The 12216-nt window shown below is 58.4% G+C and carries 9 protein-coding genes and 1 pseudogene; 7 read left to right on the forward strand and 3 right to left on the reverse strand.

Annotated features, from left to right (window positions below; all coding sequences use genetic code 11):
- Positions 1 to 239 precede the first annotated feature (239 nt).
- The gene (locus J2D73_RS19815; RefSeq protein WP_207884124.1) at positions 240 to 977 is read right to left on the reverse strand and encodes a class II aldolase/adducin family protein; all 738 of its coding nucleotides are present in this window, start codon (positions 975 to 977) and stop codon (positions 240 to 242) included.
- 631 nt (positions 978 to 1608) lie between these two features.
- Here J2D73_RS19815 and J2D73_RS19820 point away from each other — a divergent pair.
- Positions 1609 to 2757 carry an outer membrane beta-barrel protein gene (locus J2D73_RS19820; RefSeq protein ID WP_341535136.1) on the forward strand — a complete coding sequence of 383 codons (1149 nt, stop codon included), beginning with the start codon at positions 1609 to 1611 and terminating at the stop codon, positions 2755 to 2757.
- A gap of 361 nt (positions 2758 to 3118) precedes the next feature.
- On the opposite strand, the pseudogene J2D73_RS19825 reads toward J2D73_RS19820, so the two are convergent.
- Together J2D73_RS19825 and J2D73_RS19830 are read right to left on the reverse strand one after the other, a co-directional pair.
- A pseudogene (locus J2D73_RS19825) lies at positions 3119 to 3385 on the reverse strand (HU family DNA-binding protein); the annotation flags it as partial.
- 932 nt (positions 3386 to 4317) lie between these two features.
- A complete protein-coding gene (locus J2D73_RS19830) occupies positions 4318 to 5019 on the reverse strand; it encodes a Crp/Fnr family transcriptional regulator (protein WP_198945777.1) in 702 nt (233 codons plus the stop codon).
- Between the two features lie 428 nt (positions 5020 to 5447).
- Between J2D73_RS19830 and J2D73_RS19835 the strand changes: the two genes are divergently transcribed.
- From J2D73_RS19835 to J2D73_RS19860, 6 genes are all read left to right on the forward strand, one after another.
- Complete coding sequence (locus tag J2D73_RS19835) at positions 5448 to 5936, forward strand: hypothetical protein (protein WP_207884119.1); 489 nt, start codon at positions 5448 to 5450, stop codon at positions 5934 to 5936.
- 75 nt (positions 5937 to 6011) lie between these two features.
- On the forward strand, positions 6012 to 6791 hold the full coding sequence (locus J2D73_RS19840) for an OmpW/AlkL family protein (protein ID WP_086643219.1): 780 nt from the start codon (positions 6012 to 6014) through the stop codon (positions 6789 to 6791).
- Positions 6792 to 6793: 2 nt separating this feature from the next.
- Complete coding sequence (gene hemN, locus J2D73_RS19845) at positions 6794 to 8146, forward strand: oxygen-independent coproporphyrinogen III oxidase (RefSeq protein ID WP_207884120.1); 1353 nt, start codon at positions 6794 to 6796, stop codon at positions 8144 to 8146.
- Positions 8147 to 8322: 176 nt separating this feature from the next.
- Positions 8323 to 9453, forward strand: a complete 1131-nt coding sequence (locus J2D73_RS19850; RefSeq protein ID WP_207884121.1) for a glycosyltransferase family 32 protein — start codon at positions 8323 to 8325, stop codon at positions 9451 to 9453.
- Positions 9454 to 9779: 326 nt separating this feature from the next.
- Complete coding sequence (locus tag J2D73_RS19855) at positions 9780 to 10889, forward strand: AI-2E family transporter (protein ID WP_207884122.1); 1110 nt, start codon at positions 9780 to 9782, stop codon at positions 10887 to 10889.
- A gap of 290 nt (positions 10890 to 11179) precedes the next feature.
- Positions 11180 to 12163, forward strand: a complete 984-nt coding sequence (locus J2D73_RS19860; RefSeq protein WP_207884123.1) for an MFS transporter — start codon at positions 11180 to 11182, stop codon at positions 12161 to 12163.
- Positions 12164 to 12216: the final 53 nt, after the last annotated feature.

Here is a 12216-nt window from a genome sequence, read left to right on the forward strand (position 1 = left end):
GCGCCAATCTCATGCGCAGAAATGCTCACCCGTGATTTTCCAAACAGGCTCTAAGCCAAACGAATACAGCGTCGTCTTCAATGTCTACGCGGTCGTCCAGTATCGTGGCCCGCTCGTCCGCCGCTTTCCATGCGACGTCGACCGGGACATATGGGCGGGGCGCTGTTGTTTTTTGAATGGCCATTGTGTGCTACCGTCCTCTTGCGGCAGAACTTTTATCCCATATCCCGGGTTTTATTCTACTCCCGATATCCCGGCTGCTCCCGATCCAGCTTTCGCTTCAACGCCGTCCACACCAGCATCCCCACATTCTCTTCCTTCTGGAACTGCGCGAAGGTACGATCGACCATGGCCGGGGACGGCGTGATCAGCTTTGCGCCGGTGGACTGCGCCGCGACCTGGATGCGGCACGCCTGCTCAAGGTAATACATGCGGTAGAACGCCTCCGCGACCGTGGCGCCGACAGTCAGCAGGCCGTGGTTGGCGAGGATCATGGACTTGCACTTGCCGAGGTCGCGCACCAGCCGCTCCCGCTCGCTCAGATTGTCGTCGGCGGCCACGCCTTCATAGCTGTGGAAGGCGACGTCCCGGCAGAACTCGATGCTGATCTGGTTGAGCGGAAGGATGCCGCCCTCCTGTGCTGCGATCACCATGCCGGCCAGCGTATGGGTGTGCATGACGCAGGCGGCGTCGTGGTGTTCGCGGTGAATGGCGGAGTGGATGACGAAGCCCGCCGGGTTGACGTCGTGGCTGGTCTTCTGCGCGGGTTGACCATCGGCGTCGACGATGACGAGCGAACTGGCCGTGATTTCCTCGAACAGGAAGCCGTAGGGGTTGACCAGAAAGCGATTGGCGTCCCCCGGCAGGCGCACGGACAGGTGCGTATAGACAAGGTCGGTCATACCGAAATGGGCGATCAGACGATATGCGGCGGCCAGATCTTCGCGAAGGCTCTGTTCGGTCGTTCCGGCGTCCATGTCGTGCGTCTCCTTTCCGGCGGTCGTCCCTTTACGGGGCGTCGCGTTACTTTCGATGTCGATACTATCGGGTGCGCCCGGTTTGTTGAAGCTGCGGCGGGGCGGCAGACGCCATTTCATCGGAAGAACAGGCGCCTGTCGTGTGCATGGCGCGCCCGGCCGCCGTTTGTACGCGAGAGATGGTCCGCAAGACGAGAATTGCACGACGGGCGCTACGTCACGGAACTCCGGCCCGGAAGAGGCGCATGCGCCGCGGGGAAAGATGGTTTGAGTCGAATATTTTATATATAAATTTGTATTCGAAAAAATCGTTCTGAATACGGACCGGATTTCGTAATGCAGTCATATGCGACGCTTACTTGCGCCGTCTTCTATAATTTGCCTTATTCTGTCTCGATACTCGTTTTCATCCATCAGGAAAGAGTGAACCACTCTCAAGCTGCCTATTTACGGGACGCAACCCGCGCACAGATGGCGCGTAACGCTTACAAGCCGGAGAACCGATCATGAAGCCACTCGTCGGAAGGGTCGTCTGATCTCCCCGTACGCCCTGACGAATGGGCTCCGGGCGGCGGCGCTATTTGCCGCTATCGTTGCGCCTGCGGCGGCGCGCGGCGCAGCGTCTGAAACCGTGACTGCGCAGGACTGGCTTTCCAGCGTGACGTTCGCGGCCCAGATAGAGGGCGGCGTCAACGCCAACCCGGCCCGGCCCGGCAACGGCGTCAATTATGGTCAGCTCATCGGAGATCGCGCCAATCAGGCGCAGCTCAACCAGTTGACGGTCACGATGGCGCGGGCCGTGGACACCGGCGCCAGTGGGTATGATTTCGGCTTTGTCCTGCGCGCGCTCTACGGCTCCGATGCTCGCTATTACAATCTGGGCGGACTTACGGACCGGGCGATCTCCTCGCGCTATCAGTTCATCCTGCCGCAGGCGCATGTAGACGCGCACCTGCCCTGGCTGACCCGGCGCGGGCTCGACGTGCAGGCGGGGGTTCTGGGTTCCCCGATGGGGATCGAGACGCTCGATCCTGCGACGCGGCCGTTCTATTCTCTGGCTTACACGACAGAGTTCGCGACCCCGTTCGAGCATATCGGCGCGATGTTCCAACTGCACCTCAACAAACATTTCGACATTCTGTTTGGCGTGGACACAGGCAACCAGACCTCGTTCGGCGGCGGCGACAATAACGACGCGGCGGCGGGATATTTCGGCTTTACCGGCACAGGGCTGGCTGGCGGAAAGCTGGCTGTCACCTATCTTGGCCGCGTCGGCCCGGAAAATGCCGTTCGCCTTCTGGGCGTGCGCGCCAACGGGGCGCAACGCTTCTGGAACGACCTCGACGTCACGTATCAGCTCAGCGGCAAGCTAACCCTGACCGGCGAGCTGAACGTCATGCACGATGAGGGCCTGCGCGCCGACACATATGGGTTTGTCAGCTTTCTAAGCTACCATCTGACGCCGACTCTCACCCTTAACTATCGGGGGGAGATATTCCGGGACAACACCGGACTTGTGGTCGCAAGCTTCCTTTCGGACACAGCTTATATGCGGGCGCTTTTCGGCAAATCGGCCGCAACGCAGTCGGCGCCGGCTACGACATATGGAGCGCTTACGCTCGGCGCGACCTGGCGGCCAGAGACCGGGCATGGCGTGAAGCTGTTCGAGATAAGGCCGGAAATTCGATTTGACCGCTCTTTGAACGGCACGACGCCCTTTAACGACCTTCGCAATGTCGGGCAGTTCACGTTTGGCGCGGATATGGTTTTGGGCTTTTAACCGCTCTTGCGTCTGTTCGTGACGCCGAGGGAAGCTCGGTAGAGAACCCCGTATGCGGGGAGGCCGGTGCAGCTCGTTATTACCGACAATTACAACTACAAAATGCAGGGCGGCAACCCGCCCATCGACCCGCCTGCTCTCCTCCTTGAATGAGGAGACTGCATGGCGGCGCAGAAGCGCCGCCATGCGCACCGAAGACAGAGCTCCGGCGCGACCAGACGGGTTGGTCAGATCACTTGCGACCGCGACGCGCGGCGGCAGGAGCCTTCTCGGCGACGGCGGACTTGGCGGCCTTTTTCGCGGGCGCGGCGGCCTTCGAAGCGGCGCTCTTCTTCGCAGCGGGCTTCTTGCGAATTTCGGTGACCGTCTTGCGGAGGACCGGAGAAACCTTGAAGCGCACCGTGCTGCCAGCCTGCACCTTCACGGGCTCGCCCGTGCGGGGATTCAGGGCATTGCGGGCAGGCGTATCGTGCACGGTGAACGCGCCGAAGCTCGGCAGCGTGAAACCACCGGTCGACAGCAATTCGCCGACGATCGCATCGATCAAATCTTCAGCCGCCTTCTGCGCGGCGACTCCCGTGCTCCCGAAGGAGTCCTGCAGCACCGCTGCAATGAACGCTTTGCTCATGTGTAAACTATAACTCCGTAAACTCGCTGGTGCGACGCACACCGCGTTTCCATGCACATACAGCGACGCAAGGACGCATGACAATCATCAGTTTCAGTCTGAACCAAGAAGATTTTGTCATTCGCCCGATTTCCCGGCTCCGGCGCGTCCCAAAGAACACATAAAATCAAAATGTTCGGCCCCGGAAAATGCTTGAACCCGCCATTGGGCAAGCAACGCAATTTTTTGGAAAGTTAGATTCGAATTCGTTACGTACTGTTGGTCACACGTCACATCTGGATGTGAGCGCTTATCAGAACACGACATTTTTGCATGGATTAATTTTGATCAGAAAATTATTTTTTACGTTTCGCAAAGTATTCCACTTTTGTTCACTCATCTTCCCCACATTGTCAAAGAAGATCACGGAGAGTCCATCTGGAAAAATCAACGCCAAACAAAACAACCGCCTACTTCGAAATAGCGTGAGGCACTTCAAAGCAAGGCTTGGAAAATAACGAAATAACCGCCCGAGGCGGAAATTTCCAACTCTATACAAAACCCCGAAACAGCAGAGTATCTCAGGCGATAACGCGCAGATTGAGAACATATGTTCTTTTCACACAACATATCTCGCAACGCGGCGCATTTCCCGTGACGACTCACACGAAAAATGACCGTCGTTTCTCTTCGAAAACTGAGGGGCCGGTAAAATCGTGAAACGATCACGCAGAACCAATTACGCTCTGAAAAAAAAATAACGCCACGCTCGCCGTGTCCGCACGCGTCACTGCGACACGCCCTCAGTAAGCAGATCGGTTCAACAATTTTGCGAAGTAATAATCTTTGGTGAATGATCGTAAAAAATTTGCCCTTCTGATACGGACCCACCATGAAGGCAATAGGAAATGTGTTTTTTATAAGTTCTATTAAAGTCGAATAAACGACGCCGCTCAGCCGTCACCGCTGCCGATCGCTTCAAGCCGGCTCACCGACGGAATGTGAATATCCTGCCCAGCGCCAACGCCGATCAGATGCTCCCGCCGCAAGCGGCTGAAAGTGCGGCTCACAGTCTCAACCGTAAGGCCCAAAAAATCTGCTATATCGGCGCGTGTCATGGGGAGAAGGATATCCGCCACGGGTGGAATATGCTCCCCGTATTTTTCCACCAGACGACCATACAGAAAGCTCGCGACGCGTTCATGCGCCGTTTTGCGCCCCAAAAGCAGCATCTGGTCCTGAGCCGCCACCAATTCGTTCGCAGCTTCGGCGAGCAGGCGGCGCTCTATGCTCGGAAACTCTTCCATGAGCGTCTCAAGTTTCGTACGCGAAAAACGGCACAACTGAACTTGCTCGACTGATTCAGCCCCAAAAGCGTAATGGTCAGAAACGGCCAACCCCAGAAAATGTCCTACACCGACAAATCCCGTTATCTGCCGCCGTCCATCGGGAAGCGACTTGAACAGCTTCACCGTGCCGCCAGTGACGTTGAAGAAATCGTGAGCGTCCGATCCCTCTTCGATAAACATGTGGCCTGCGGGCACAGTCACTTTTACGGCGGCGCGGGACAAGCGCTCCAGCTCTTTGTCGGCAAGGGCGCTGCACACGCCATGACCGCGAACTTCGCAGGCGGCGCAATTTGTACAGCCTTCCATGCCAGCCAATACAAGCCGCCGAGGCCGGCGGAGGGCTTGATCTGATAAAGATACAGTCGACACGAGGTTTTTATCCTCCTTATGCAGACCGCGAGTATGGTCCAGGCGCAGATGCGCGTTGTTTTACCGCGAGAACGCGCCAACCGCATCCCCTTCGTTCGAATAATTTCTTGACCTATATCATTGTCCCGACCCGTCTCCACCAGCCACCAACGCGACACAGAAGATTATTCGTGAAAGCCCGCTGCTGGTGACGTGACGTGACGTGACGTGACGTGCAATTACCGCGCCTGATCGCACGACCTCCAGAGGTCGTTTCGCTACGGCGCATAAAACACGTGACAAGCGCAGCCATACGAAGGCGCGGGCGTCGAGCATTTCCCGACAATCTTGTGGGTAAACGCGAACTGGCAGGGATGATACACACAATGGCGCCAAGGCGCGCGAACGCCATTCCCATTCAGGTCGAACCCATGGGAAGACACGACCTTCTCGTCGCCTATCCGCTGATGAGACTGAAGACGCCTTCCATGACGCCCGGCGAGTGGATGCGCACAGCTCGGATTCTAACGCGCGAAAACGAAAACCCTACGCAGGGCGGCCTGCTGGCGCGTTACGAAGGGGCGCGGGCCCCTTGCGGTCTGGCTATTTATCGTCGTGAGGCGAAGCGCGGTGGAAAGACACGGCTGATCGTGGATTCCATCATCGTCGCCACCTGCGGCGCAAGCTGGCCCGTTGTGCATGCGATCGCGGCGGAAAGCGTCAGGGTAGCGGCCCGTCTTGGGTGCGTGGAAACGGAATACCATATAGCTGCGCAGGACATGGCTATGGCTTTCGAATTCCATGCGGCCGGAATAGCCGACGAAATCGTCGTGCTGCAGAAAAATCACAGACCGATGGAACAGCCGTTTTCTTGATCCAAATCAAGGCTTCTTCGTGATCGTCATGGTTTGTCCGTCTCGACGTAAAGTTTTTCTGAAAGACGACCTGCCATGACCGCACTCCGCTCCGCATTGGCCGCAGCGTTGCTTGCGGCGAGCGCCTTCACCGGCGCCGCCCATGCACAGACGGCGCAATCCGCGGCCACCTATATCAACGCGCCTGTGGCCGCGCCGGTCGCAGCTCCTGTTTCCCATGGTGGTCATTGTGGTCTGTTCGAAACCTGCGCCAGCACGCGGATCGGACTGGGGCGCGGTGATTTCATCGTCCGCCTGTCTGCAATTGGCGTTCTTCCGCAGGACCGCGACAGCAAGCTCTGGCTGAACGGTGCTGCGATCCCGGGCCGAGTTAAGGCTACGCGTCAGGCGGCGCCAGAGTTCACGTTTGAGTATTTCTTCACGGACAATGTTTCGGTCGACCTGATTGCTGCCAGCACACGCCATGAGATCGCTGCCGACGCCACGCCTTACGGCCACATCGACGTCGGCAGCGCATGGGTGCTTCCGCCGACCGTCACCTTCGCGTGGCACTTCCGCCCCCACAAGCGCTTCAACCCGTACCTGGGTGTCGGCGGTTCGCTAACCTGGTTCCACAACGTCTCTCCGGCTGGCGGTCTGGTGCAGAAACTGAACATGGGCGTGACCGGCGGTCCGGCGATCAACGCCGGCTTCGACTACCAGCTTGTCGGCAACTGGTTCTTCAACGTCGATGTAAAGCAGATCTTCATGCGCGCCCACGCCTGGGCGAACGATCGTGGGTCGGGGGCTTTTATCAAGGCGCATGATTCGCTCGATCCGACCGTCGTCGGCATGGGCATCGGATACCGTTTCTGAAAATGAATGTGGCGACCGCCGACTTGCTGGCGCGCTACAGCGGCAATCTGCCGCGCTATACAAGTTATCCGACCGCGACCCGTTTTACGGACGCGGTCGGTGCAGAAGACGTCGCCGTCTGGCTGCGATGTCTTCCTCCGGCCAAACCGGTCTCCCTCTATTTCCATGTGCCCTTCTGCGACGAGCTATGTCGCTTTTGCGGCTGCAACACCTCGGTCGTCCGTTCGGAACCAGCGCGCAGGGCTTACGGCCAGCTTCTGCGCGAAGAGCTTCGGCGTGTCGCCGCCCTCATGCCGCAGACGGACCGCCTTCTTCCTGTCTCTCATATCCATTTCGGCGGCGGTACGCCGACGACGCTGCCAGTCGAAACGCTGCAAGCCATACTTGTCGAAGCGCAAAAGTTCTTCGACCTGCAGCCCGACGTCGAGCAATGCGTGGAGCTGGATCCCCGCCATTTTTCGGAAGCTATGGCGAAAAACCTCGCTGCAATGGGCTTCACCCGCGGCAGCCTCGGTGTTCAGGATATAGACCCAACTGTGCAGCGCGCCTGTGGCCGCATACAAAGTTTCGAGCAAACCGAGACCTGTGTCGCAGCGCTCCGACGTGCAGGATTTCGCAGCGTGAACATAGATCTGATCTACGGTTTGCCCCTGCAGACGACGGACGGCGCACGGCGGACTGCCGACAGGATCGCCAACCTGCGCCCTGATCGCCTCGCGGTGTTCGGTTATGCGCATGTGCCCTGGAAACAAAAGCGGCAGGGCCTGATCAAGGACGCCGATCTGCCTGACGGCGCCGAGCGCCTGGCGCAGCGGGAAATTATCGACCAGACCCTCCGTGCGCATGGTTACGAAGCAGTCGGTCTCGATCACTATGCTTTGCCTGACGACGCATTGGCCAAAGCTGCGCGCGAAGGCTCGCTGAGACGCAACTTTCAGGGCTACACGACCGACGGGGCAGAGACTCTTCTTGGCTTCGGCGCTTCCGCGATCTCTTCCTTTCCCCAAGGCTATGCCCAAAACGTCGTTTCAGCCGCCGCCTATGTGCGTGAGCTGGATGCTTCGTCTGCGCTCCCTGTCGTGCGCGGCGTCACGTTCTCTGGCGACGATCTTGTCCGAAGACGCCAGATCGAACGCATCATGTGCGGCGCGTCCGTTGATCTTGCGGCTGGTTCTTTTCAACGGGAGCAACCTGCTCTCGAAGCTCTGGCGCGTGATGGCCTCGTCTTCGTCGACAGCGGACGATTGTTCATCACTGAAGCCGGGCGGCCGTTTCTGCGTCATATCGCGGCAGTCTTCGACCGTTATCTTCCGAACGGGGGCGATACTGCACCTCGCTACGCTCAGGCGATCTGACCACACGTGCCTTGATGAGGCGGCCTGTTCTTCGACGCGGCGCCTGTTGCGTCCGTGAAAGCGGGGGGCTCGGTCGATCGCAGGTCCTCCAATTTCCTTTGTTCTGCGCGTGCTTGTGCCTGTCCCAAAGCTTCCCTAGAACATGGCCTAGCTACTCTGCGTCCGGAGCCGTTTGAATGTCCGAAGCCAGCACCCTCAGCGACTTGTCTGCAAGCGACCTGGCCGGAAACGAACGCGCCATAGCCTATCTCGGCGGACATGGCTGCAGGACTGTCGAAGACGCTTTCGCTCTTGCTAACATCCTCCACACGGATCGCTGTGTCGCGGAAGCTGCCCGTCTCTACCGGCGAGCCTACGACCTGCATTCAAAACAGCCGCACCAGATGCCTCCGGCGCACACGCTGCTACATGTCAGTCTTCTGTGCGAACTGAAAAGCGGCGAAACGCCCGCTGATGACGATCTGAGGCAGCTGCGGGCGCTCTCCATACCCTATTTCAACTATATCACCGGCATTCAGGCCGCGTGGCGGACCGGCGATTTTGTCAAAGCCGCCCGTGTCATGGGCAACTGCTACGATGAGTTCCATACGGGAGAAGAGTGCGACTGCCTCTATCTGGAAGTTATGCGCAACGTCTATCGCGACACCCTTTACAACGGCGCGAATTCGGCTTTCGGCGCGATTCCCAGAAAAATCTATATGTACTGGGATCAAAACCCTCCTGAGGAAATCGAGAAAAATTTCTCCTATCACCGTTCCCTTCAGGGCGTGGACGTAAAACTTTTCGATCAGGAAGAAGCCGCCCAATGGCTTTATGACGTCTACGGCGTTGAAGCGCGGAACCTGTTTCTTTCCTCGCGACACCCAGCGGAAGCCGCTGACTTCCTGCGCGTGCATGTCATCCAGCAACTTGGCGGGTGGTGGCTGGACGCGGACATACGTCTGAAATCGGAGCAGGTTTTCTTCGAACGACTGGATCATGGCAGAGATCACGTATTTCTTCTGACGAACAATCATTACATCCACAATGATTTTTTCGGATCGATCTCCAACAGCCCTATTCTTGGCGACATACTTCTGTCTCTTTACAGAAACAGCTACCTCTATCCGGGGCTTTATATTCCATACAAAACAGGGCCCGGCGTCTTCAATCGCGCTGTGAACAGGGCTTTCCACGCCGACTTCAACCGCCTCGGCGGTCTGCCGTCCATGAGGATTTACGATCAGGCCACCTTCAACGACGTCATCGAGGAGTTCGACGTCAAATACAAATTCGAGGGAAAAACCTGGCACACCGTGAATGCATAAGTGCGTCGACACGGTCATATAGTTCGGGGCGGCATCTACCATCGTTTTTTAGCGTAGCGAACTTTCCCCGATCACGGGTTGGATACTGCACCCGTCGAAACTGGCGCAATCGGCACGAAATGGATTTTACAACGCGCCCCTCCGCGCAGTGTGCACTTCAGTTCAGGCGTGCACGACCGTCGGCGTCATCTGAATAATTACGGACAACGACGTATCTGACGATTGAACATCGCGCCGGGATTTGCGTTCAATATCTCGGGTTTCAACAGAGACCACATTTTTCAACCGTTACGACTCCGATCATTTTTCTTTCGCCAGAGCAGCACATGCAATCCACTCCCGACCTTCGACCCAACGTCCACCCACCGGGTCGGCGTCCGTTCCAATTTTGGGCGCAGGGCGTGCTCGTCGCCATCATCGTCGGCCTTACCCTCTATACGTTGGGGCGGTTCCGTGTGGCTCTTCTCTGGAGCGCCGTCCTCGGGGTCACATGTTGGCCGTTGATGATATGGCTGCAGCAGCGATGGACATCCCGCCATGCGGCTACACTTATTCCCGCTTCCATTGTCGCCGCCATTGGGCTCGCTTTCGTCGTGCCCACCGGCTTTCTCATCGGCGCGGCGGCAAGCGAAGCCAAGGACGGATCTGCATGGGTCAAACAGATCATGACCGACGGCGTCCCGCAGCCGGCGTGGCTGGACCGCCTTCCATGGGGTAAGGCGCAAGCGGAAAGCTGGTGGGCGAACAATCTGGCTCAACCGGATAGTGCGCGCGAACTGGTGCGTCACCTACGGACTGAACAGAGTCTTGGCGCTATCGAGCATCTTGGTCACGACGTCGCCAACAGACTGGTGCTCCTGACCTTTACGCTGCTGATCTTGTTCTTTCTCCTGCGTTCAGGCCCGCGCCTGACGAACGGGCTGGACCTGCTGATCTGGCGTCTTTTCGGCCCACGAGGCCGCATGGCGCAGCAACAGATCGTCGGCGCCGTGCGCGGCTCAATGGCCGGCCTGGTTCTGGTCGGGTTGGGGGAGGGCCTCATTATCGGCCTGTCCTACGTCGTCGCGGGCGCGCCTCAGCCACTCCTGCTCGGCATATTCACAGCTCTGGCGTCCATGATTCCAATGCTCGGGTCGGTTGCCGTCGCTCTCAGCGTCGCTCTGATTCTGATCAAAGGAAGCGTAGTCGCGGCTGCATGCGTCGCGGTGTTCGCCGGCGTTGTGCTGTTTCTTGCAGACCACTTCATCAGGCCTGTCCTGATCGGCGGCTCTATTCGCTTACCCTTCGTCTGGGTCCTTCTCGGTATTCTCGGAGGTTTGGAGACCTGGGGCTTGATCGGCCTTTTCGCCGGACCCGTCTTGATGGCTCTGGCGCATCTTTGCTGGCGGTTCGGCTCCACCAGAGCCAACGGGGAGAGACAGGCACTTGACGCCTGAACGCCGCAAAGCGTCGGCAAGCCTTGAATAGATGAAGCTCTGCGTTTCTCATCAGCATTAGGCGTCACTGTTCAAGCAAGAGGTCTTTTGCCCGGCCAGTCCAACGCCCCCTCGTTGCAGCCGCGTCCCACCACCGCGTTGACGGGTTCGCCGCATCGGTTCGTGCATCGAAGCGACGCGGTTGCATAACGCCCGTCACAAGTTGCGTCCTGACGAGCTTCCGAACGAAGATGCGGGCTGCTTTCCCTGATTTCGAGCAACGGAAAACGCCCGAAGGACGCCACCTTTCTATGCCTGACCAACGGCCGCAGACCGTCACTTCCGACTTGGCAGCCTCGCAGCCCTTGCGCACCACCATTCCGGCGCGCCTGGACCGCCTTCCATGGTCACGATTCCACACTCTGCTTGTAGCGGCGTTAGGCGTTACCTGGATTTTGGACGGGCTGGAAGTGACCATCGTGAGCACGCTCGGCCCGGTGTTGAAAAGACCCGACACGCTTTCGTTGACCGACGCACAGGTTGGAGAGGCCGCCTCAGCTTACGTGGCGGGGGCTGTGTTGGGGGCGCTCGGGTTCGGTTGGGCTACGGACCGGATGGGTCGACGGCATATATTCGTAATCACCCTCGCCCTCTACATTATCGGCGTCGGATTGAGCGGCCTGGCCTGGAACGCAACCAGTTTCATGATTTTCCGGATGATTACCGGGCTTGGAATCGGCGGAGAATACGCGGCCATAAACTCCGCGATCGACGAACTTGTGCCCGCCAGAGTGCGGGGGCGCGTCGATCTGTTTGTTAACGGCACATTCTGGGCGGGCGCGGCTTTGGGGGCCGGGGCCTCTATGGGGCTGTTGAAATCGCAGCTGCTGCCGGTTCCTATCGTCTGGCGTCTACTTTTCGTCATCGGCGCCATTCTGGGAGCAGCAGTTGTTGTCCTGCGTCGCTGGGTTCCGGAAAGTCCAAGATGGCTGATGACGCACCGCCGCGTAGCGGAGGCTGAAAGCGTCGTGGAACAGATCGAGCGCCGCGTTCGCGCCGACGGCGTCGAAACAACCGCGATGAACGGAATTCTGCCGTCGGTGACGATTTATCCTGCAGGAAGTTTTTCGTTGCCCGACTGCCTGAAGGTCATGATCGGCGATTACCGAGGCCGCACGGCCTATGTATTGGTCCTGATGATTGCTCAGGCCTTTCTATACAATGCTGTGTTCTTCACCTACGGCCTTGTACTGACGCGTTACGGCCACGTCGCAGATGAGCAGGTAGGACCTTAGAGTCTGTTTGGAAAATCGGTCTGATGTGATTCAAGCTCTGGATGTGGACGCCA

Source organism: Acetobacter sacchari, assembly GCF_017377715.1.
GTDB classification, from domain to species: domain Bacteria; phylum Pseudomonadota; class Alphaproteobacteria; order Acetobacterales; family Acetobacteraceae; genus Acetobacter; species Acetobacter sacchari.

What these genes read in the sequence shown, in the direction of transcription:
- J2D73_RS19860 (WP_207884123.1), top strand. Translation starts at nt 11,180, where the DNA reads ATGCCTGACCAACGGCCGCAGACCGTCACTTCCGACTTGGCAGCCTCG.
- J2D73_RS19840 (WP_086643219.1), top strand. Translation starts at nt 6,012, where the DNA reads ATGACCGCACTCCGCTCCGCATTGGCCGCAGCGTTGCTTGCGGCGAGC.
- J2D73_RS19815 (WP_207884124.1), bottom strand. Translation starts at nt 977, where the DNA reads ATGGACGCCGGAACGACCGAACAGAGCCTTCGCGAAGATCTGGCCGCC.
- J2D73_RS19835 (WP_207884119.1), top strand. Translation starts at nt 5,448, where the DNA reads ATGGCGCCAAGGCGCGCGAACGCCATTCCCATTCAGGTCGAACCCATG.
- J2D73_RS19850 (WP_207884121.1), top strand. Translation starts at nt 8,323, where the DNA reads ATGTCCGAAGCCAGCACCCTCAGCGACTTGTCTGCAAGCGACCTGGCC.
- hemN (WP_207884120.1), top strand. Translation starts at nt 6,794, where the DNA reads ATGAATGTGGCGACCGCCGACTTGCTGGCGCGCTACAGCGGCAATCTG.
- J2D73_RS19830 (WP_198945777.1), bottom strand. Translation starts at nt 5,019, where the DNA reads ATGGAAGGCTGTACAAATTGCGCCGCCTGCGAAGTTCGCGGTCATGGC.
- J2D73_RS19855 (WP_207884122.1), top strand. Translation starts at nt 9,780, where the DNA reads ATGCAATCCACTCCCGACCTTCGACCCAACGTCCACCCACCGGGTCGG.